This is a genomic window from Pseudomonas sp. 28 E 9 (assembly GCF_900004785.1).
GTDB lineage: Bacteria > Pseudomonadota > Gammaproteobacteria > Pseudomonadales > Pseudomonadaceae > Aquipseudomonas > Aquipseudomonas orientalis_A.
The window spans coordinates 14196-34553 of record NZ_CVTK01000049.1 but is presented as its reverse complement, the minus strand read 5'-3'; the positions used below and the strand labels follow the sequence as shown (position 1 = coordinate 34553).

The following is a 20358-nucleotide window of genomic DNA, read 5'->3' as shown; positions in this document are numbered from 1 at the left end:
GCTACCTTCCAGACGCATTTAGATATTTAAGCCTTACGAATCTGCTCAACTTTTCCAATACCTCAGGCTCTAAAGCTGATACGTCGCCGCCGCTAAGCGAAGCAATATTTCTCTCTCCGTCTATGCTTTCGAGTATCCTGTATAGAGAATTTGGTATTCCAACAGTTTTACCCTGGTGACCGACTATCATCTTTCTTTTGAGGGAGGTCGAAGTCCTCTCCGAAACAATTTTTGTCCCAGGTGATAAATTTAGAACATCCTCTCCTGTCAGCGTTTCAACACTATTTTTTAATTCCAATAAATAGTCACCCATGACAACACCAGAAAGATGGGTGCTTAAAAGCATTTCAATTGCCTGGCACGGAGTTTCAACCATCGGCTGCCCTCTCACGTTGAATGAGGTATTGAGTAAAATAGGGAACTCAGCAACGTTCATGAAACTTATCAATAAGCGGTGTAAAGACGCGTTGTCGCTTTTATCTACTGTTTGTACTCTGGCTGTGCCATCCACGTGCGTAATGGCTGATAGTTGATCTCGGTAGGCGTGTCGAACATGAATGACTTCCAACATATATGGATAATCGCCCTCTCCCTCAAAATACTGGCCCACATGCTCCTTCGCAATCATGGGCGCAAAAGGACGGAAATCTTCCCTGAATTTTACCCAGCGATTTATAAAAGCCCACGTCTTCAAATGCCGTGGATCAGCCAAAATTGAACGCGCACCCAGTGCCCTGGGGCCAAACTCACTACCTTTTTCCAAGGAAAAAAAGCCAAGCACGTCCCCGCCCGCCAACTTTCTGGCGATTTCATCCGTGTGTATAGGTCTGTATTTTATTAGATGTGAATACCTATTCAATGCCCTGCTGACATCTCCTCGGCCGTACAGGTATCCGAGATGGTCATTGTCAAATGCGTCATTAATTATCTTTCCTGTGATATGAAAGTGAGCCGACACAGCAGCACCTATTGAGACTCCCGCATCATGCTGAGCTGGAAAGAAATAAAAATCTTGAGCTGGAAATTGTTTTCTTATTTTATGGTTGGCAACAGAATTTAGTGCGATGCCGCCAGTGAATACGATTGGTGCATCGCCCTTAACATATAAGGAAAAACGACTTTGAAGTGACCACTCCAAACCCTTTTGAACCGAAGCGGCCAAATCAGCACATTCCCTATAAGCATCAGGGTCAATGACTTTTGAATGATTCAGTTTCCACTGATAATCGAAGTTATATATACCTTGTTCATTTTTTGACACTAAATTACCATGAACCTCCGGATTACCATAAGGCGCCAACCCCATTAGTTTTCCAGACGCTTGCCATGACCCAAATATATATTGACTAACGGCAGCGTACGTTTCCCCCAAACTCCTGCTACCGCTGCGTGTATTAAACGACGGTGAACACTCTCTGTGCGTAATTTTATATCCTGTCGGGGAAAACTCGTACACGGAAAAGGTGTGAAGCATCGGGCGGATGTTATCTACGCCCAGCCCCCTGTGAAGATACGCTGCCATCGCCGGACCGTTCATAATCAGGTCATGTTCACCCACAGTCACTCCGCCAGAGCCATCTGCGACTACGACTGTCGGGTATGAAAACCTGGATCCAGATAGCGCAGCAAATGCATGGCAAAGGTGATGGCTGGTGTAAATGGCATTTGCACCGAGTGGATCGAAAGCATTCAATCCCTTGGAAACAGGCTGGCCCAAGCCCACATATTCGGGTGTTAATGATTGTATGTTATACGCAAAATAATCTACGTCTTCCAATGTCAATCCATTAGCACTTAAACAATAGTCTATCGCATCATCACCTTGAAGAAACACCGCACCATCACGTTTAACTCTCGAGAGCCGCTCCAATTGTACCGCCGTCGCTATTTTTTCATTTATCATGACGCAAGCTGATGCATCATGACTTGCGGAAAGCCCAACAATGACCAAATCATCTAGCGCTTTTACCAAATGGCTGGTTTCACTTTTGAGCACAGCGGTGCCGCCACTTGCGACTATACTTACAGTATCACACACGCCCTCAAGCGTGATTTCAATTTTAATTTCCTGGCCTTCCAAACTGCCATCAATGAACACATTCGTAGCGTTATTTTCTGTTTTAGAACATCCACCGTTCAACGTCGCCGATATCGCTATGTCACGAGGGGCCCAACCATGATGTGTATTAGAATGCTGTGCAACTACCGCCAAGCGCGCATCGCGCCCCTTCCCTTTGACGAAACTCAAATCAAGCACTCTTCGTCTTGTGGTTTTTTTAGGAACCTCGATAACACTTAGCGAATCATGAAGCAAACGTTCGCTATCGATCAGATAACTTCCGTGATACTTTCTCGAGATTAAGATCAATGCCGCAAACAGCGAATTCACTGCATCATCCCGATTGTTCAGGTTCTGAAAAGCAACCGCCGCCAGGGCGGCTACGTAGCCCACTGCAGCCGACGTGCCTCGAAACACTTGGGGATGGCCATTTTTGTCGTTAGTCTCGAAGGGCTCATCACGTACGAGAAAGGTTGGTTTTAGCTCCCCGTTAGCCGCCTCTCCAATAATTTGATTATCGCTTGTGATCAAACCAACAGAATGAACGCCGACGACCGTCGCAGGAAAGCGCATTTGTCCTTGGGTATGCCCAGGCGAACAAATTATTAAACTCCGAAGTTTCTTGTCGCGGCTATACGTTCTAATTTGCTTATGAAATTTTTCCAATTTAGCACTTTCAGGCGCTGAGTAGGCATGTGCCTCGATGGTAACTTGGCCATACTCACTTACGAGGCGTTCTTTTATTTTGTCATAGCCTGATCGCATACAATCGGTGTAACTCACCGACAAAACTTTCGCCACAAGGGGCAGCGTTATTTTAGAGTCACGGAGTTTGACATTGGCAACTTTTACCGAGTGGTCGGCGCTCGTGGCCGATACGTTTACAGTTGAAACCACGCCCGCGATGCCATCATCATAGATTGCAACCAAACATTTTGCGTCATATTCAAGACATCCGCTATCTTCGCTCATCATTGATATCCCTTCAAATGTATAACCGCACGTCAGTTAAATACCCTTAACAAACCCCACTTTTTCACATATCGCGTTAAGTGCTCTGATTTCCACGGACAGCAACTCCAGGGGCAGGCCAATACCGATCTCATAAGTAATCGCTTTTAAATTGCAGCACAAGGGAATGGCGAACTCCATAAGTTCCAGGACAGCCGGAACAATATGTTCACTGTGTGTATCTCTGTATCTCCATTTATGTTCGGGATGTACAGAACCACCAGCCACGTGGAATTCCTTGACGGCATTCAACGGAAAACTCATCAATGCTTCTTTCAGTGAAATATCATAATAAATCGCATAAGAAAACACGTGACTGATATCCAAGACTATATTGCACCCGCATGCGTCTACTATTTTTGTAAAAAAGACGCCCAAGCCAATGTCACCGACCACAAAACTGCAGGATGGGACTTCTGGCAGAAACTCAAGCGCTGATTCTGCTTGTAGAACCTTAATTTCCTGGATGGTACGTTCTAGTGTGGCAGCGCATAAAACCGGTGGTGCGAAATAAGGTATGCTGTAAGGGCCAATGTTCCATATACCCAAGTCTTCCAGGCACCACTTGGCCTCGAGAATGCTTGAAATTTTTGATTGAACGGCCAATTGCCGTCGGTTCACACCTTCTATTCCTCCAGGCGCCACACCGGTAAAATGGTGTATCAAGGGAGTACCGTTTGACATCTTTTTAAATCGTTTGGCTTCTTCTGAATTAGTGATTGCTACGATCGAGTAATGGGACAACGAACTTTCGCAGGCTGAAATCAAGTTCTCAAAAGAAACGCCGTAGCTTCCCAAGTGCTGAAAGTCCAAGCCTAGGCCTACATTGCTCATTTAAGCCCCCCCCATTATTTTGATCCGTATAGAGTTCGCATCCTTGGTGAGCTCAAAAAACCCGCCATCAGGCGTGGGTGAAAAGTCATCTATGCTGGTTGTAGTTTGCAACTGTTTTATATTTTTTATGTAATGTGCGGCCAACACCTCGACGGTGTTTTGCATCTTTTGTTGATGGCCAACCCAAGGAGACGTCGTAACATTTCCAATCGACATGCCGGAGACGGTGCCTTCTATCTCGGCCAGCATTCTCAATCTGGGCTCGTGGCTATGATTGTTGCAGTAGAACAAACAAAAATCCTCAAGCAACGTCCGGCCCTGGTGTTTCCAGAAGTCATCAGAACCGCAATAGGATTCCACCGCTTCTAATAACGAAACTTTATCTATGAAGCGATTCAGAAATTTCATATCTGCATGAAGTGTCGTGCGCAAATTTCTGATTCTGGCTTTATGTTCGACTTCCAACCTTGCGTGATCAAGGTGAGCGAGAAGATAATTCGCCTCTTCTGAGGCATCCAGAACCGCTGTATTTCCGGAATACAGAAGCCTGACATATTGCGCCTGCAGTCTTTTTGTATCCACTTTAGCCTCCTGCGATGGCAATGGTTATCTCAACGACGTCCCCGTCGTTCAGTCTCTCAGCGCACTCAAAATATAATTTATTATTTATAAACACACTTGCAAATGGCTTCAGCGTGGTTTTTCCAGCTCTCTCCATATACAGATTTTCGTAAGTGCCGCGATCAATTCTTTTTAGTTGCGCGGGTATATCCTGATAGTGTTCTGCGTTCATTTCCAGTTCAGGTTCAGAGGAGACAGTATCAGGCAACCTCAGTGTGATATGGGCCATTCACCCTCCTATAACTAAATGTAATATTCAAAATGCTGGGTTAAGCGGCCGTCAATTTTTGATGAGCCAAATAGGCCTGTAGACGCATGAAAACACCTGGACATCAATATGATCGCTCTGTTGAATTGCATAGGGAGTTCTCCGATCTGCTGCCAGTTGTCCCAATCACGCATGTAGGATTTCAGATAAGCCGTGAACGCTTCATCGCCGGGCACGGCATTTGACCTGATCGATATCATCTGAACCCACTTGGTCGTCATCGCCAACTCCCCGCTGCCTTTACATTTATACAGCCCTATCCCGCCGGACACGTCTTGATTACGAGAAAGGTAAATAACCGCCGAGTATCTTTGTTGGTCTTGATGGACCCCGTCAGGTCGGGTTTCATTATCTGCACTGTTCGCAAGCCGGAATTTTCCTTGTAGAAAATTTTTACCGGGGATTGGCTTTTCTTCGTTTTTACTCTGCACACATGAGAAGACCTGCTGTTTAACTGGCGCCCAATCAACGGTATCACTATAAGCCTCGCCACCAGGATAATTAGCACCCGCCTTAGGGGAATAATCCAACGAAAGTGCTAGATTCCTGATAGTTAAGGGGTCAGGATAGAAATTATCGAGTATTTCTACAAAAGTGTTTGACATTGCGGTGCCTCATTCTTCTTACTAAACTGACAAGGACAGTCTGGACGGGCTGCGATTTCCACCGACGTTAAAGACATGCTCGTACCGCTATATCTCAACAAGGCGTGATGTCGGCCGGCGCCTGGCGACAGAATTAACTTAATTGCCTCGGCTGCCTGGAGTACGCCTATAACGCCCGGAGTTACACCTAATACGCCGGCGTCAGTACAGCTCGGAGATAAGGCTTTGGGAGGAGGTTCAGGATAAACACAGCGGTAACACGGCCCACCTGGCAAATTAAAGACTCCAACCGTGCCTTGAAAGCGATGCACGGCGCCATGCACTATAGGGATATTTACTTTAACTGCGGCATCACTTAATGCATACCGAACTGCAAAATTGTCAGTGCAGTCTATGACTAGATCATAAGAAGCAATTATGTCGGCGGCGTTATTTTCGGTGACGGCGTCTATATAGAGATTAGTCTTAACATGAGTATTCAGATTTTTGATTTTTCGTTCTGCCGCAATGGCCTTACGTGTGCCGACATCATATTGATCGTATAATATCTGTCGATGAAGATTGCTCTGATCGACAATGTCGTGATCTGCAATGCCTACCGTCCCAACCCCTGCAGCGACTAAGTAATATAAGCAAGGCGACCCAAGCCCCCCCGCTCCGACGACTAATACCTTTGCAGCCGCCAGATTTTCCTGACCTCGAATTCCGACTTCGGGCAGCATCATTTGCCGAGCGTATCGGGCGAAATCGCATTTATTTAAACTCGAAGGCTGTTCAATCGGTAGCCCAAGGGCCTTCCAGTTATTTATACCGCCGCGCAGCGAAGATACATCTTTATAGCCCAAACTCATCAGCGCGTTAACAGCATATACTGAGCGCTTGCCTGACTCGCAGTATAAAACTATAATATCTTCCACATCGCGCACATGATCTTCCAGCCAGGATTCCAGGGCTCCACGCTTAACGTGTTTAGCGCCCGGTATCATGCCATGAATAACTTCTTCGTCCTCACGTATATCAATGACATTGCTATCAGGCGCCAGCAGGGCCAACACAGTAGATGCATCAACTTCCTTGACTCGACGTTCTAGCCTTTTCTTTATTTCCTGCGCACGCATAACGTCCATGTAAGACCTCACGTGAAATCTAGTCTGAAATATAACTTGTCAATATATGATCTTTCCAAGTGCCATTTAGCTTAAGGTACTTTCTCGCATAGCCCTCTCGCTCAAAACCCAATGACTTGAGTAATCTACCGCTTCGTTGGTTAGACGGCTCATAATTTGCCATGATGCGATTCAAACCGAACGTTGATAGTGTCTGACTGATGGTTTGTAACAATGCCTCTCGCATCAGTCCTTTGCCCTGATACTCTCTATCGATGCTATAACCCAGATAGCAGGCCTGAAAGGGACCCTTAATGATCTGATCGTAATGGATACTGCCAATGACAGCGTCGCCATCCAACATCATAAAGCGCAACTCTCTGTCAGCGTCCAATGACAACTTATAATTCAGCATTTGTTTTTGCCAGAACGCTTCAGTATAAAACTCGCCGCCACGCAGCGGCATGGAGGGTGCAAGATGAACTTTGTTGCGAGTGTAATACTCGACTATTGATGCCGGGCGTACTTCTAATTGATCGACGAGTGTAAGCTTCTCAAAAGTTTCATGTGTGCTTTTCATACTTCATCCTTGTACCCAAAGCTAGGGCGCCCTAGCTTTGGGATTAAGCAAAAGCTATATTACTCTTGCCATTCTTTGTTTGACGTTGGAGCTGAGATAGCGAGCACCAGTTCATCGTCAACTTCTGCGTGAAGATCTACTTCGACCAACTGTTCATCCAGTTCAAGTTGAGTTGCTTGTTGACTGTCCATAGTTAACTCCTTGAGTGTGTATGTGCCGAAATGGCATGGAAAGTAATAGACCCTACCGCTATGAGTGTCAAATGCTATTGATCAAGGGCACGTCTTGTCTTCCGGTACGAGTTTTGTTGTTTCAGACGATGGAAGAAAGCGCACTTTTCGAGATGGCAAATTGCTTTCTTCACCGAGAACTCTTAGAAAAAACTGCATAAGCTCAAGGAGTTGCAATGACTGTAATCTAAGCGCTTTTTCTTAGCGAATCCATTTGATAAGCCGGGCACCAGATCTTCAACTCTGTTGATATCCATATCATATTTAAAATTTAGATAGTATTTGCAATCTATTTTTAATTGCGACTCAGTCTCACTTGACACGAGCTTGGCGGTTGCCGCATAAAATATACCGGCTTATGCTCATCGACTTCTTCTCGCTGTCACGCTGCATTTACGAGCAAGCTCTATCCCATTGTGCCGTCCCCGTCTCTGCATCCGATATTTATGCTCACTTCCCAGCTTAATAATATTTTATTAAAAACCACCCTCCCCCTAGCCTTGAAGTCATGCCCAAGCTGAATCCAACTGCATTACGCAAGGACAGACACATGACCCAAGCAATAACAAAAACAGACACCCTGGTGGTGGGCGCCGGCCAGGCCGGCGTGGCCATGAGCGAGCACCTGAGCAAGCACGGCGTGCCGCACCTGGTGCTCGAGCGCAGCCGCATCGCCGAGCGCTGGCGTACCGGGCGCTGGGACTCGCTGGTCGCCAACGGGCCGGCCTGGCATGACCGTTTCCCGGGTCTGGAATTCGATGATGTGGCGCCCGACGGCTTTGCGCCGAAGGAGCGCGTGGCGGATTACTTCGAAGCGTATGCACGCAAGTTCAATGCGCCGATTCGCACGGGCGTGGACGTCACGTCGGTGGTGCGCAACGAAGGTCGCCCGGGCTTTACCGTGCACACCAGCGAAGGCGTGATCGAAGCCAATCGCGTGGTGGCCGCCACCGGGCCGTTCCAGAAGCCGGTGATCCCGGCCATCGCGCCAAAAGACACTGCGCTGCACCAGATCCATTCCGCCGACTATCGCAACCCCGCGCAATTGCCGGCAGGTGCTGTGCTGGTGGTGGGTGCCGGTTCTTCCGGCGTGCAGATTGCCGATGAATTGCAGCGTGCCGGTCGCCAGGTGTACCTGTCGGTCGGCGCCCATGACCGCCCGCCGCGCGCTTATCGCAACCGCGACTTCTGCTGGTGGCTGGGGGTACTGGGCGAGTGGGACCAGGCGGCGATGAAACCTGGCCGTGAGCACGTGACCATCGCCGTCAGCGGTGCCCACGGCGGCAAGACCATTGATTTTCGTGAGCTGGCCCAGCAAGGCATGACGTTGGTCGGCCTCACTCAATCCTTCAATGGCAACGTGGCAACGTTCCAAGCCAACCTGGTGGACAACCTGGCCCGTGGCGATGAGAACTACCTGGCCCTGCTGGATGCAGCCGACGCCTACATCGAGCGCAACGGCCTCGACCTGCCCCTGGAGCCCGAAGCCCGCCGCGTGTTCCCGGATGCCGACTGCATCCAGCAGCCGATCCTGGAACTGGACCTGGCCCAGGCCGGCATCACCTCGATCATCTGGGCCACCGGGTTTGCCGTGGACTACAGCTGGCTCCAGGTGGATGCGTTCGATGCGGCCGGCAAGCCCCGGCACCAGCGCGGTGTGTCCAGCGAGGCCGGGATTTATTTCCTCGGGCTGCCCTGGCAGTCACGGCGTGGCTCGTCGTTTATCTGGGGCGTGTGGCATGACGCCAAGTACGTGGCCGACCACATCGCCATCCAGCGTCAATACCTTGAGTACCGCGCGCCCGCCTCGCTGGTTCGCCCGTCCCCTGTCAGCGCCTGATCCCCTTGCCGGAGTTTTTACAATGCCTACTCACACCCGTATTCGCATGTTCAACACCAAGCAAACCTACCCCAATCAGAGCCTGGACAACGACCTGTGCCAGGCCGTGCGCGCCGGTAACACCGTGTATGTGCGTGGCCAGGTGGGCACGGATTTCGAAGGCCAACTGGTGGGCCTTGGTGACCCGCGGGCCCAGGCCGAACAGGCGATGAAAAACGTCAAGCAGCTGCTTGAGGAGGCGGGCTCGGATCTGTCGCATATCGTCAAGACCACCACCTACCTGATCGACCCGCGCTACCGCGAACCGGTGTATCAGGAAGTCGGCAAGTGGCTCAAGGGCGTGTTCCCGATCTCCACCGGGCTGGTGGTCTCGGCCCTGGGCCAGCCGCAGTGGCTGATGGAAATCGACGTGATCGCGGTCATTCCCGAATAAGGAGCCACCCATGACCTTTTCAATCGTCGGCCGCTGCGCGGAAACCGGCCAGTTGGGCATTGCCATCAGCTCATCGAGCATCGCCGTGGGCGCCCGCTGCCCATGGCTGCGCCCCGGTGTGGGCGCGGTCGCTACGCAAAACATCACATTGCCGGCCCTCGGCCCCGACGTGCTCGATTTGCTCGAACAAGGCCTCACGCCTGCCGATGCCATCGACACCGCCTTGACGCGCAACGGCTACAGCCAATATCGGCAATTGACCGCGATCGATCACCTGGGCCGCAGCGTGCATTTCAGCGGCAGCGAAACCCTGGGCACCCACAACGCCGTGTCGGGCGAACAGTGCGTAGCGGCGGGCAATATGCTCGCTGACCGGGGGGTGATCGAAGCAATGGTCCAGGCTTTCGAGCACGGCGAAGGCCAGTTGGCCGACCGCTTGCTGGCGGCCATGCATGCCGCCATCGCCGCTGGCGGCGAAGCAGGTCCAGTGCATTCGGCTGCGCTGGTGGTGGTGGGCGAGCTGACCTGGCCGATCATCAACTTGCGCGTGGATTGGGCCGATGAAGCGCCCATCGACGAACTGCAAACACTCTGGGACGCCTACCGCCCGCAAGTGCAGGACTACATCGACCGCGCGCTCGCCCCCGACCGCTCGCCGGGCTACGGCGTGGCCGGGGACGAGCGATGAGCCGCAGCCGCGAACTGCTGCAGAACCTTGTGGGGTTCGACACCACCAGCCGCGAATCCAACCTGCAGTTGATCGAATTTGTGCGCGATTACCTGGCGGGCTTCGGCGTGGCCAGTGAGTTGATCTACAACGAATCGCGCAGCAAGGCTAACCTGTTCGCCAGCATCGGCCCGGTGGAACTGCCCGGCATTGTGCTGTCGGGGCACACCGACGTGGTGCCGGTGGATGGGCAGCCCTGGACCCTGCCTGCGTTTCAACTGACCGAGCGTGACGGCAAGCTGTATGGCCGTGGCACCGCCGACATGAAGGGCTATATCGCCTGCGTGCTGGCGCTGGTGCCGGAACTGATCGAGGCGCCGTTGCGCCTGCCGGTGCACATCGCCCTGTCCTACGACGAAGAAGTCGGCTGCCTCGGCGTGCGTTCGCTGCTTGGCGTGCTGGAACAACGGCCGGTAAAACCGTTGCTGTGCATTATCGGCGAGCCGACCGAGCTCAAACCCGTGCTCGGCCACAAGGGCAAGCTGGCGATGCGCTGCGAGGTGCATGGCGAGGCGTGTCACTCAGCGTATGCACCGTCCGGTGTGAATGCGATCGAGCATGCCGCCGAGTTGATCGGCGAACTGGGGCGTATCGGCCAACGCTTGCGCGCACGCCAGGACCCGCGCTTCGATCCGCCGTTCAGCACCGTGCAGACCGGAGTGATCAGCGGCGGCAAGGCCCTGAATATCGTGCCGGCCGATTGCCGGTTTGATTTTGAAGTACGTGCCCTGCCCTCGACGGACCCGGGTGAAGTGGCCGAGGCGTTGCAAGCCTACGCCATGCAAGAGGTACTGCCGCGCATGCAGGCCGTGAGCCGGCAGAGTTCGATCCGGTTCACCGAGTTGTCGGCCTACCCGGGCTTGGCCACCGATGAGCGCAGCCAGGCCGCCGAGCTGATTGCGGCGTTTTCCGGTTCCAAGGCGTTCGGCACCGTGGCGTTTGGCACCGAGGGCGGGCTGTTTGATGCAGTCGGCATCCCCACCGTGGTGTGCGGGCCGGGGAGCATGGACCAGGGGCACAAGCCGGATGAATTTGTCAGCCTGGAACAGCTCAAGGGTTGCGATGCGATGTTGCAGCGGATGCTCGACGCCATCCGCCTCTGAATGCACTACAAATCAAATGTGGGAGGGGGCTTGCCCCCGATAGCGGTGTATCAGTCAACTTATCTGTAGCTGATCCACCGTAATCGGGGGCAAGCCCCCTCCCACATTGGACCCTGTGTTTTTACCCGAGTAATCGCGCCAGTTCTTTGCGGCAGTAATCGACGAACAACTGCACCGGTTTGGTCAGCGGTGCGCGCTTGAGCCAGACGGCCGACAACCCGGAGCCGGTGACGGTTTCCACCAACGGAATACACACCACCTGCTGCCCATCATAGGTGTACTCGCTGAACGGCTTGGTCACCAGGATCGAAAACCCGAACCCACGCCCCACCATCCCGCGCACCATCTCGATGGACGGCGAGCTGAACACGATATTCGGCGTCAACCCGCGTTCTTCAAAGATGCTCACGAAGTAGGTCCGACTGGGCAGCACGTCCAGCAGGATCATCGGTTCCAGTACCAGGTCCGCCAACGACACTTTGGCCTGCCGGGCAAAGCGATGATCGGCCGGCAACAACGCGTACGGCTGCTGCGGCGGCATCAGCGGCGTGGTTTCGATGGAGCCGCCCAGGTCGTGCTCGAACAGCATCGCCACATCGATGGTGCCGGCGGTCAGCGCCTGTACCAGCTCCTGTTGCTCACCATCGCGAATACGGATCTCCACTCCCGGCCAACGCGCCTTGAAACCGGCGATCAGGCGCGGCAGGTACAGCGGCGCCACGGTTTCAAAGCAGCCGATATCGATCTGCCCGGCCACCACATCATTGTCGGCCAAGGCGTTCTGTTCGAACTCATGGGCCACGCGCAACAGCTCCAGCGCCTTGCGATAGAACCGCGCGCCGCTGGGGGTCAGGGACACGCCCTGGGCGTGATGCCGGATAAACAACTGCACGCCGAAACTGTCTTCCAACTGCTTGATCGCCGTGGAAACCGACGGCTGCGCGATATACAGCTTGCGCGACGCCTCGGCGACGCTGCCGCATTCGGCCGTGGTGACGAAATATCTGAGTTGGCGCAGGTTGTAGGCAGCCATCGGGCCTCCGAAAAACAGGGTGTTCTGCCCCAGACCAGTGCAGGAAAAGCCGGCTTTTTTTATCGATCCGAGCCCATGCAACATACCGGAGCAAAAATCACCGCGAGATACTTTTTTTAAGGTCTGTAGCAACAAACTTACTAATTTACCTCCCCGTGTCCATTGCAGATGATCGCTGCAACAACAAAGCGCCGCCGTTGCTGCGCACAGCGAAGTACGTCCACGTACTCACCTTGCCTTGGAGCTCGTCATGGTTACCACTGCAACATCCTCCGCCCCGCTTATCGAAAAACACACGATTGGATACGTGCCCCCGGAAGATCGCCATGGAAAGGTAAGAGACCTGTTCACCCTGTGGTTCGGCGGCAACATCGCACCGCTGCCGATCGTGACCGGCGCCCTGGGGGTGCAGTTGTTCCACCTCAATCTGGTGTGGGGCATCGTCGCCATCCTGGTCGGCCACTTGGTCGGCGGTGTGTTGATGGCGTTGCACTCGGCCCAGGGCCCGCAGATGGGCATTCCGCAGATGATCCAGAGCCGTGCCCAGTTCGGCTCCCTTGGCGCGTTGTTGGTGGTGGTGATTGCCGGCGTGATGTACATCGGCTTCTTCGCCTCCAACATTGTGCTGGCCGGTAAGTCCCTGCACGGCGTGGTCGATGCGGTACCGGTGCCGGTTGGCATCGTGATCGGCGCCATCGGTTCCGGGATCATCGGCATCATCGGCTATCGCTTCATTCATGTGCTCAACCGTATCGGCACCTGGGTACTCGGCGCCGGCATCGTGCTGGGCTTCGGCTACATCTTTACCCACGTGCAGACCAGCGACTTTTTGACCCGTGGCAGCTTCAACATTTCCGGTTGGCTGGCCACCGTGTCCCTGGCCGCGCTGTGGCAGATCGCCTTTGCGCCGTACGTCTCGGATTACTCGCGCTATCTGCCCGCCGATGTGCCCGTCGCCGCCACCTTCTGGACCACCTACCTGGGTTCGGCCCTGGGTTCGAGCCTGGCCTTCATCTTCGGCGCCGTCGCCGTGCTCGCCACGCCCGTCGGCATGGACACCATGGAGGCGGTCAAGCTCGCCACCGGTTCCATCGGCCCCTTGATGCTGGTGCTGTTTCTGCTCAGCGTGATCAGCCACAACGCCCTCAACCTGTACGGCGCGGTGCTGTCGATCATCACCCTGGTGCAGACCTTCGCCTACCGCTGGATCCCCACGGCGAAAAGCCGCGCGGTGATCTCGATTGTGGTGCTGGTGGCCTGCGCAATTGCGGCGGTGTTCGCCTCCAAGGACTTCATCGGCCACTTCGTCGACATGGTGCTGGTGCTGCTCGTAGTGCTGGTGCCGTGGACCGCGATCAACCTGATCGACTTCTACGCGATCCACAAAGGCCAATACGACATTGCCTCGATCTTCCGCGTGGACGGCGGCATCTACGGCAAGTACAACCCCCAGGCGCTGCTGGCGTATGCGGTGGGCATCGCGGTGCAGATTCCGTTCATGAACACGCCGCTGTACGTAGGGCCGATCTCCGAACACATCAACGGCGCGGACCTGTCGTGGGTGGTGGGGTTGGTGGTGACGTCGCCGTTGTACTTCTGGTTGGCGAGTCGGGACAGTGCGTATAAGCGCCGGATGGATGGCGGGAAGTTGGTGAGTGGGGTTTGATACAGAGTCTCGGTTTTCTGTTTTTGAAAGAACTGCATCCGACCAACCTGGCATGCCCAACTCGGTCAAAACTGTGGGAGGGGGCTTGCCCCCGATGGCGGTGTGTCAGTCACTGTAGGTATTGACTGAACCACTGCTATCGGGGGCAAGCCCCCTCCCACATTTGGATCTGAGTGGCGCCATGGGCATCATTACCAACTCCCCGACGCCCCGCCGCCGCCGCTGGAACCGCCCCCACCGGACGAGCTGCTGCTGGAGCTGGAGCCGCTGGAGCTCGAACCGGAGCCACCGCCCGACCCAGACCCCGAACCCTCGCCGACCTTGCCGAAAAGAATCAACGCCACGAACGACGCGATAGGGAACGCCAGCAGCCAGCCGTCGCGGCCGTGATCGATCACCAGCCCGGCCACCCCATACACCACGACCGCCGCTACCAGTCGCACGATAAAACCGGTGCGGCTGGTTCGCCAGGTGTGCCGCATGATCAGCAGCAGCACGAGATACAACCCCAGCACCACCAACACGCACACCGGCCACAGCAGCCAATGGATGAAACTGACGTCCACGTAGCGGTCCGCCACCACCAGAGCGGCAATATAGACCAACAACCCGATCACGCCGTAGAACAGCGCCCGCACCTGCCACAATGCGCCAAACAGGGCACCGCCAATCAACAAGGTGAACGGTATGATAAACAGAAACATCGGCCATTCCTGACCTCCGCCCAGCAGCGTCAGCAACAGCGTGGCCACCACCGCAACGATCAACGCCTTTCGCCAGTGCAATTTGCCGGAAGCCAGCAGCACACCTAGCAGACCGCCCAGCACAAGTGCCGCCAGCAGCGCGAAAAATTGCGGATTGATCCGGGGCGCGGCCACCTCGGGCAGGTCGCCGCCGTCCACCAGCACCGTCAGCGCGTCCACGCCCTGTTGAACACCGCCGGCAAAGTCGCCCTGGCGAAACGCCGGCGTGATGCGCTCTTCGATGATGCGATGGGCCAGCAGGTCGGTGACCGTGGCTTCCAACCCGTACCCCACCTCGATGCGCAATGTGTGATCGTTCTTGGCCACCACCAGCAGGATGCCGTCGTCGACGTCCTTGCGCCCCAGTTTCCAGGCGCGGAACAGTTGGTTGGCATAGTCTTCGATGGCGGTATCACCGGTGCTGGGCACCAGCAATACGGCGACCTGCGCGCCTTTGCGCTGCTCCAGGTCGGCCAGTTGCTGCTTGAGGCGCTGGACGCTGTCCGCGTCGAGGGTGTTGGTCAGGTCAATGACGCGCTGGTCAAGCGCAACGCCGATAGGCGAAGTGTCGGCCCTGGCGGTGATCAACAGACTGGCCAGTACCAGAACCAGCACGCTCAAGACTGATTGCCGTAGCATCACCATCATGTATTGTTACCTGAAGTTTCTTCCTGAAGGCGCCGACTTTACCCTATCTGCGTGCAAGCGCGTGACCCAGGGCCCGCGACTCTCTAAACTGCCGCTACGCCGCATAGCACTAAGCCATCTACGAGAACGCCATGGACCTACGTCACCGCAACAACGTCAGTGTGATGGGCCAAGGGGCTTCGACCCTGGTGTTTTCCCATGGCTTTGGCTGCAACCAGGCGATGTGGAATGCCCTGGCGCCGCATTTTCTCGAACGCTTTCGCGTGGTGCTGTATGACCTGGTCGGTGCCGGGCTGTCGGACCTCAGCGCGTTCGATAAAGACAAGTACGCGACGTTGGGCGGCTATGCCCGCGATCTCAACGAAATTATCGACGCTTACGCCCAAGGCCCTGTGATTCTGGTGGGGCACTCGGTCAGCGCAATGATCGGCACCCTTGCCGACCGTCTCGCCCCGGGGCGCGTGGCGGCGCATGTGATGATTGGCCCATCGCCGTGCTATATCGACACCGACGGCTATGTCGGCGGTTTCAAGCGCGACGATATCGACGACCTGCTCGACACCCTCGACAGCAACTACCTGGGCTGGTCCAGCAGCATGGCGCCGGTGATCATGGGCGCCCCGGACCAACCTGAACTGAGCGCCGAACTGACCGCGAGTTTCTGCCGCACCGAACCCGACATCGCCAGGCAATTTGCTCGAGTGACGTTTCTTTCGGACAACCGCCAGGATGTGATCGGCCTGACCACGCCCGTATTGATCCTGCAGTCGAGCGACGACTTGATCGCGCCCGTGGCCGTTGGCGAATACCTGCATGCCGTGCTGCCCAACAACACCTATCACCTGGTGGACAACATCGGCCACTGCCCGCACATGAGTGCGCCCCAGGCGTGCGCCGCGGCGATGGACACGTTTCTGGCGCCCTGGGCAATCGCCAATGCCGGCTGACGCGCTGTTCGACAACGCCGCCTGTGCCCTGGCGGTGACCCGGCAAGACGGTACGATTGTGCACGCCAACCAGCGCTTGAGCGACTGGCTCGGCCTCAGCGCAGCCCAACTGATCGGGCAACGCTTTCAAGACCTGCTGACCATGGGCGGACGGATTTTCTACCAGACCCATCTGGCGCCGATGCTGCGCATGCATGGCAGCGTCAACGAGGTGAAGCTCGACATTCGCCATCGCGACGGGCACAAAGTCACGGTGCTGCTCAATGCCAGTGAGCGCCAGCAGGCCGAGGGCGAGGGCGTGGTGTACGACCTGGCGCTGTTCGGCACCACCGACCGCGACAAGTACGAGCGCGAGCTGCTCAACGCACGCAAGCTGGCCGAAGCGCTGCTTGAGGAAAAAACCGCCACCGAACGGGCCCTGCACCAGGCCCAGGCCGAACTGAGCGAAGCCTATGCCATTGCCCAGCAACGCGCGTTGTTCGCCGAACAGATGGTGGCGATTGTCAGCCACGACTTGAAGAACCCGCTGACCGCGATCCGCATGGCGTCGGACTTTCTTCGACGCGGCGAGCGCACGCCCAAGGAACTCCAGTTGCTTGGGCATATCGACCAGTCGTCCGAGCGCGCCCAGCGCATGATTGCCGACCTTTTGGACTTCACCCAGGCCCGGGTCGGCCAGGGCATCACCATCAGGGCCCAACCGCTGGATCTGCACGACGTGATTCATCGCGCCGTGGACGAACTGCGGGTGGCCTTCCCCAGAGCCACGCTGGTGCATCAAACCCAGGGCCTTGGCAATGCGTGCCTGGACGCCGACCGTGTGCAGCAGGTGATCGGCAACCTCGTCGCCAATAGCGTGGCCTATGGCGACCTGCAACAGCCGGTCACCATCACCTCGCGCCTGGGTGCCTGGGGCGCTGAGGTGTCGGTACACAACTACGGCGCGCCGATTCCGCAGACGTTGCTGCCCGGGCTGTTCGAGCCCATGACCCGCGGCACTCACCAGGGCAGCGATGTGCGCAGCGTGGGCCTGGGCCTGTATATCGTGCGCGAACTGGCCAGGGTGCACGGCGGCGATGTGGCGGTTAGCTCCTGCGCGACGCGCGGCACCACCTTCAGCGTGACGTTCCAGGCAGGTACGCCGTACCTTGCATGATCGGCTCGACGCTGCCCGTCAATACCACCCCGCCCTGCCCGTCCCACTGCACCGTCAGCGTGCCGCCGTCGCATTCGACTTCTACCTTGTCATCGAGCAGCCCGCGCCGCACCCCGTTGACCACCGCCGCGCAGCAACACGACCCGGAGCCTAAAGGCACGCCACCGCCACGTTCCCAGATGCGCAGGCGGATACGGTTGCGGTCAAGCACCTGGACAAAATGCACATTGGTCCTGGCCGGGAACAGTGGGTGACGTTCCAGGGCCGGGCCGATGGCCTGGACATCGACGACGGCGATGTCGTCCACGAAAAACGTGCAGTGCGGGTTGCCCATGCCGCAGGCAGCCGGCTCACCGTCGATAGGCAGCACGCGGGTGTCTATCGCCCTGGACAGCGGCACGCCGGCCCACTCCAACGAAGGCGCGCCCATGTCTATCGAGACGCGCTGGCCACTGACGCGCACGCATGTCAGCAAACCTCGGTCGGTGCGCAGCACAATGGCGTGGGTGCCGGTTTCATGCATCAGGCGATCAGCAACGCCGCGTGTCGCGCTGCCGCAGGTTTGCAGGGGCGTGCCGTCGGTGTTCCAGAACTGCACGCGGGCGGCGGCGTCTTCGCAGTCGAGAATCACGGCGAGCTGATTGAAACCGATACCGGTATGTCGATCCCCCAGGCGCCGGGCGATTTGCGGGGTAATGGGGTTATCCTGGCCACGGCGGTCGATGATGATGAAGTCGTCGCCGTGGGCGTGCATCTTCACGAAGGGTAAAGTCATGGGCAGTCCTGTGGTCAACTGAGCAGCCCTACTCTACCACCCCTGCAGGAGCGAGCTTGCTCGCGAAAAGCGCAAGGGCAACAGGTTTTACCTGGCGCTACGCGTTATCGTTAACGTTTTTCGCGAGCAAGCTCGCTCCTACAAAAGGATTGGTGGACCATGCTTATCGTATTCAGCGGCCTGCCCGGCACCGGCAAGACCACGATTGCCAGGGAGTTGGCACGCCGGATCGGCGCGGTTTATCTGCGCATCGATGTGATCGAACAAGCACTGCGCGAGTCTGGTGCACTGGCCGGCGATGTGGGTGCCGCAGGCTACGGCGTGGCGAATGCGCTGGCATTGAGTAATGTGCGTGTGGGCCAGCGGGTGATCGCTGACTGTGTGAACCCGGTAAGCGAAAGCCGTGAGGCTTGGCGGGCCGTGGCCATGGCGGCGGGCGTCGAACTGATCGATATCCGGGTGGAGTGTTCTGATCAGCAGGAGCATCGGCGCAGAGTGGAAAGCCGTGAGGGCGATATTCCAGGACTGTTGCCGCCGACATGGCCATCGGTGCTGGCACATGAGTATGAAGCCTGGGACAGCCCGCCCTTCACGCTCGATACGGCAGCGTTAACGCCTGCGCAGGCCGTCGCCGCAGCCCATGCCTATCTGTCGAGTGTGAGAGCTGTTGAGCGTTAGCGCAGCTCCCACCCCCGATAGGCGTCAGCCGGGAAAATTGGCGCGCAAGGCCTTCAGGCCATCGCCGTACACGCCGGTAAAGAGCTCCTCCACCGCCGCGTCCGTGGTGCCCGCAACCGGTGTGAACACACCGGACCAGGTCACTTTTGCCGACGCGTCAGTCAAGGCTTCAACCTGCAAGGTCGCAAGGTAGGCGCTCACCGGAAACGGCGACTGTTCAATGGTGTAGCTGTAGGTGCGCGCCACATTGTCGAAAGTCTGCAACCGCTCGACGATCTCGCCGCCATCAGCGGTATGCAGGTGGCGCACGCGGCCGCCTTCGCCCGGCTCGCTCCTGGCGATAAAGGGCAGCCAGTCAGGCAGGCTGTTGAAGCCGCCGATCAGGTTCCAGACCTGGTCCGCCGACGCAGGGATTTCAATCACAGAAGAGGCTGTTGCCACGGTGAATACTCCATAACATTAATACAATTCAGATCGCCATGCTGTCGACCACACCGCCGTCGACCCGCAACGCGGCACCGGTGGTGGCAGACGACAGCGGTGAAGCAATGTACGCCACCAGGTTGGCCACTTCATCCACATTTGCCGCACGCTGGATAATCGACGTCGGCCGCGCACTGCGCACAAACACATCAGCCTCGTCCCGTGCGGTGCGCCCGGATTTTTGCGTGGCGTCCTTGAGCATGTGTTCCAGGCCGTCGGTAAAGGTCGGCCCCGGCAGGATCGCGTTCACCGTCACACCGGTACCTGCCAGGCGCTTGGCCAGGCCATGGGACACCGCCAGGTTGGCGCTTTTGGTCACGCCATAATTGATCATGTCCGCCGGGGTCGCCACGCCGGATTCGGATGACACGAAGATCACCCGCCCCCAGCCCTGCTCGACCATCCCCGGCACGTAATGCCGCGCCAGGCGCACGCCCGAGATCACATTGACCTCATAGAAGCGCGTCCATTCACTGTCCGGCGCCTCGAAGAAATCCACATCATTGAAGATGCCCAGGTTGTTGACCAGGATGTCGGCGCGCGGTTCGGCGGCGAACAGTACCTCGGCGCCTTCGGCCGTCCCCAGGTCGGCCACCAGCCCACGCAGATTGGCGCCCGGCACCGCCTGGCGAATGCCCGCCAACGCAGCGTCGACTTTGCCGCTGTCACGCCCGATCACCACCACGGTGGCGCCGGATTGCGCCAGGGCCTGACTGATGCCCAGGCCAATGCCGGCGGTGCTGCCACTGACGATCGCCACTTTGCCGCTTACATCGATTTTCATGGTTGAACTCCTGAAGTTAACGCGGCAG

The 20358-nt window shown here is 56.4% G+C and carries 21 protein-coding genes; 8 read left to right on the top strand and 13 right to left on the bottom strand.

Features of this window, described 5'->3' with window-relative positions; all coding sequences use genetic code 11:
• Position 1 precedes the first annotated feature (1 nt).
• Genes BFQ00_RS28230 through BFQ00_RS30070 form a run of 8 tightly spaced genes read right to left on the bottom strand, consistent with a single transcriptional unit; the run spans position 2 to position 7275 of the window.
• A complete protein-coding gene (locus tag BFQ00_RS28230) occupies positions 2–3031 on the bottom strand; it encodes a carbamoyltransferase C-terminal domain-containing protein (protein WP_165386142.1) in 3030 nt (1009 codons plus the stop codon).
• Positions 3032–3067: 36 nt separating this feature from the next.
• On the bottom strand, positions 3068–3904 hold the full coding sequence (locus BFQ00_RS16130; protein WP_083227382.1) for a multinuclear nonheme iron-dependent oxidase: 837 nt from the start codon (positions 3902–3904) through the stop codon (positions 3068–3070).
• Positions 3905–4486, bottom strand: coding sequence for a hypothetical protein (locus tag BFQ00_RS16125; protein ID WP_065934100.1), 582 nt, complete (start codon positions 4484–4486; stop codon positions 3905–3907).
• Position 4487: 1 nt separating this feature from the next.
• A complete protein-coding gene (locus BFQ00_RS16120; RefSeq protein ID WP_065934099.1) occupies positions 4488–4754 on the bottom strand; it encodes a MoaD/ThiS family protein in 267 nt (88 codons plus the stop codon).
• A gap of 14 nt (positions 4755–4768) precedes the next feature.
• Entirely contained in the window at positions 4769–5398 is a 630-nt protein-coding gene (locus BFQ00_RS16115; protein ID WP_065934098.1) for a DUF6445 family protein, read from the bottom strand.
• Positions 5380–6525 (bottom strand): ThiF family adenylyltransferase, encoded by a 1146-nt coding sequence (locus BFQ00_RS28225; RefSeq protein ID WP_083227381.1) that lies wholly within the window; start codon positions 6523–6525, stop codon positions 5380–5382. The genes BFQ00_RS16115 and BFQ00_RS28225 overlap by 19 nt, the downstream gene beginning before the upstream one ends.
• Positions 6526–6544: 19 nt before the next feature.
• Positions 6545–7084: a GNAT family N-acetyltransferase gene (locus BFQ00_RS16110; protein WP_065934097.1), complete on the bottom strand. Its 540-nt coding sequence runs from the start codon at positions 7082–7084 to the stop codon at positions 6545–6547.
• A gap of 59 nt (positions 7085–7143) precedes the next feature.
• Complete coding sequence (locus BFQ00_RS30070) at positions 7144–7275, bottom strand: hypothetical protein (protein ID WP_256536533.1); 132 nt, start codon at positions 7273–7275, stop codon at positions 7144–7146.
• 547 nt (positions 7276–7822) lie between these two features.
• On the opposite strand from BFQ00_RS30070, the gene BFQ00_RS16105 reads away from it, so the two are divergent.
• Genes BFQ00_RS16105 through argE form a run of 4 tightly spaced genes read left to right on the top strand, consistent with a single transcriptional unit; the run spans position 7823 to position 11417 of the window.
• Positions 7823–9154 (top strand): flavin-containing monooxygenase, encoded by a 1332-nt coding sequence (locus BFQ00_RS16105; protein WP_371914199.1) that lies wholly within the window; start codon positions 7823–7825, stop codon positions 9152–9154.
• Between the two features lie 22 nt (positions 9155–9176).
• The gene (locus BFQ00_RS16100; RefSeq protein ID WP_065884765.1) at positions 9177–9587 is read left to right on the top strand and encodes a RidA family protein; all 411 of its coding nucleotides are present in this window, start codon (positions 9177–9179) and stop codon (positions 9585–9587) included.
• Positions 9588–9597: 10 nt separating this feature from the next.
• Entirely contained in the window at positions 9598–10275 is a 678-nt protein-coding gene (locus BFQ00_RS16095; protein WP_065934095.1) for a DUF1028 domain-containing protein, read from the top strand.
• Positions 10272–11417, top strand: coding sequence for an acetylornithine deacetylase (gene argE / locus BFQ00_RS16090; RefSeq protein WP_065934094.1), 1146 nt, complete (start codon positions 10272–10274; stop codon positions 11415–11417). Before BFQ00_RS16095 ends, argE begins: the two co-directional genes overlap by 4 nt.
• 121 nt (positions 11418–11538) lie before the next feature.
• On the opposite strand, the gene BFQ00_RS16085 is transcribed toward argE, so the two are convergent.
• Positions 11539–12450, bottom strand: a complete 912-nt coding sequence (locus BFQ00_RS16085) for a LysR substrate-binding domain-containing protein (protein WP_065934093.1) — start codon at positions 12448–12450, stop codon at positions 11539–11541.
• A gap of 250 nt (positions 12451–12700) precedes the next feature.
• On the opposite strand from BFQ00_RS16085, the gene BFQ00_RS16080 reads away from it, so the two are divergent.
• Positions 12701–14116, top strand: coding sequence for a purine-cytosine permease family protein (locus tag BFQ00_RS16080; RefSeq protein ID WP_065892918.1), 1416 nt, complete (start codon positions 12701–12703; stop codon positions 14114–14116).
• A gap of 191 nt (positions 14117–14307) precedes the next feature.
• Here the strand turns inward: BFQ00_RS16080 and BFQ00_RS16075 are convergent, their stop codons facing one another.
• Positions 14308–15507: a TPM domain-containing protein gene (locus tag BFQ00_RS16075; protein WP_065934092.1), complete on the bottom strand. Its 1200-nt coding sequence runs from the start codon at positions 15505–15507 to the stop codon at positions 14308–14310.
• Between the two features lie 131 nt (positions 15508–15638).
• On the opposite strand from BFQ00_RS16075, the gene BFQ00_RS16070 reads away from it, so the two are divergent.
• Together BFQ00_RS16070 and BFQ00_RS16065 are read left to right on the top strand one after the other, a co-directional pair.
• Positions 15639–16454: an alpha/beta fold hydrolase gene (locus BFQ00_RS16070; protein WP_065934091.1), complete on the top strand. Its 816-nt coding sequence runs from the start codon at positions 15639–15641 to the stop codon at positions 16452–16454.
• Entirely contained in the window at positions 16444–17610 is a 1167-nt protein-coding gene (locus tag BFQ00_RS16065) for a PAS domain-containing sensor histidine kinase (RefSeq protein WP_065934090.1), read from the top strand. The genes BFQ00_RS16070 and BFQ00_RS16065 overlap by 11 nt, the downstream gene beginning before the upstream one ends.
• On the opposite strand, the gene dapF is transcribed toward BFQ00_RS16065, so the two are convergent.
• Positions 17570–18385 (bottom strand): diaminopimelate epimerase, encoded by an 816-nt coding sequence (gene dapF / locus BFQ00_RS16060; protein WP_065934089.1) that lies wholly within the window; start codon positions 18383–18385, stop codon positions 17570–17572. The two genes, BFQ00_RS16065 and dapF, sit on opposite strands and share 41 nt — an antisense overlap.
• 159 nt (positions 18386–18544) lie before the next feature.
• Between dapF and BFQ00_RS16055 the strand changes: the two genes are divergently transcribed.
• Complete coding sequence (locus BFQ00_RS16055) at positions 18545–19063, top strand: AAA family ATPase (RefSeq protein WP_065934088.1); 519 nt, start codon at positions 18545–18547, stop codon at positions 19061–19063.
• Positions 19064–19087: 24 nt separating this feature from the next.
• Here the strand turns inward: BFQ00_RS16055 and BFQ00_RS16050 are convergent, their stop codons facing one another.
• A complete protein-coding gene (locus BFQ00_RS16050; RefSeq protein WP_065884775.1) occupies positions 19088–19504 on the bottom strand; it encodes an SRPBCC family protein in 417 nt (138 codons plus the stop codon).
• Positions 19505–19532: 28 nt separating this feature from the next.
• Positions 19533–20330 (bottom strand): SDR family NAD(P)-dependent oxidoreductase, encoded by a 798-nt coding sequence (locus BFQ00_RS16045; protein ID WP_065934087.1) that lies wholly within the window; start codon positions 20328–20330, stop codon positions 19533–19535.
• Positions 20331–20358 lie beyond the last annotated feature (28 nt).

What these genes read in the sequence shown, in the direction of transcription:
- BFQ00_RS28230 (WP_165386142.1), bottom strand. Translation starts at nt 3,031, where the DNA reads ATGAGCGAAGATAGCGGATGTCTTGAATATGACGCAAAATGTTTGGTT.
- BFQ00_RS16130 (WP_083227382.1), bottom strand. Translation starts at nt 3,904, where the DNA reads ATGAGCAATGTAGGCCTAGGCTTGGACTTTCAGCACTTGGGAAGCTAC.
- BFQ00_RS16120 (WP_065934099.1), bottom strand. Translation starts at nt 4,754, where the DNA reads ATGGCCCATATCACACTGAGGTTGCCTGATACTGTCTCCTCTGAACCT.
- BFQ00_RS16115 (WP_065934098.1), bottom strand. Translation starts at nt 5,398, where the DNA reads ATGTCAAACACTTTTGTAGAAATACTCGATAATTTCTATCCTGACCCC.
- BFQ00_RS28225 (WP_083227381.1), bottom strand. Translation starts at nt 6,525, where the DNA reads ATGGACGTTATGCGTGCGCAGGAAATAAAGAAAAGGCTAGAACGTCGA.
- BFQ00_RS16110 (WP_065934097.1), bottom strand. Translation starts at nt 7,084, where the DNA reads ATGAAAAGCACACATGAAACTTTTGAGAAGCTTACACTCGTCGATCAA.
- BFQ00_RS30070 (WP_256536533.1), bottom strand. Translation starts at nt 7,275, where the DNA reads ATGGACAGTCAACAAGCAACTCAACTTGAACTGGATGAACAGTTGGTC.
- BFQ00_RS16105 (WP_371914199.1), top strand. Translation starts at nt 7,823, where the DNA reads ATGCCCAAGCTGAATCCAACTGCATTACGCAAGGACAGACACATGACC.
- BFQ00_RS16100 (WP_065884765.1), top strand. Translation starts at nt 9,177, where the DNA reads ATGCCTACTCACACCCGTATTCGCATGTTCAACACCAAGCAAACCTAC.
- BFQ00_RS16095 (WP_065934095.1), top strand. Translation starts at nt 9,598, where the DNA reads ATGACCTTTTCAATCGTCGGCCGCTGCGCGGAAACCGGCCAGTTGGGC.
- argE (WP_065934094.1), top strand. Translation starts at nt 10,272, where the DNA reads ATGAGCCGCAGCCGCGAACTGCTGCAGAACCTTGTGGGGTTCGACACC.
- BFQ00_RS16085 (WP_065934093.1), bottom strand. Translation starts at nt 12,450, where the DNA reads ATGGCTGCCTACAACCTGCGCCAACTCAGATATTTCGTCACCACGGCC.
- BFQ00_RS16080 (WP_065892918.1), top strand. Translation starts at nt 12,701, where the DNA reads ATGGTTACCACTGCAACATCCTCCGCCCCGCTTATCGAAAAACACACG.
- BFQ00_RS16075 (WP_065934092.1), bottom strand. Translation starts at nt 15,507, where the DNA reads ATGATGGTGATGCTACGGCAATCAGTCTTGAGCGTGCTGGTTCTGGTA.
- BFQ00_RS16070 (WP_065934091.1), top strand. Translation starts at nt 15,639, where the DNA reads ATGGACCTACGTCACCGCAACAACGTCAGTGTGATGGGCCAAGGGGCT.
- BFQ00_RS16065 (WP_065934090.1), top strand. Translation starts at nt 16,444, where the DNA reads ATGCCGGCTGACGCGCTGTTCGACAACGCCGCCTGTGCCCTGGCGGTG.
- dapF (WP_065934089.1), bottom strand. Translation starts at nt 18,385, where the DNA reads ATGACTTTACCCTTCGTGAAGATGCACGCCCACGGCGACGACTTCATC.
- BFQ00_RS16055 (WP_065934088.1), top strand. Translation starts at nt 18,545, where the DNA reads ATGCTTATCGTATTCAGCGGCCTGCCCGGCACCGGCAAGACCACGATT.
- BFQ00_RS16045 (WP_065934087.1), bottom strand. Translation starts at nt 20,330, where the DNA reads ATGAAAATCGATGTAAGCGGCAAAGTGGCGATCGTCAGTGGCAGCACC.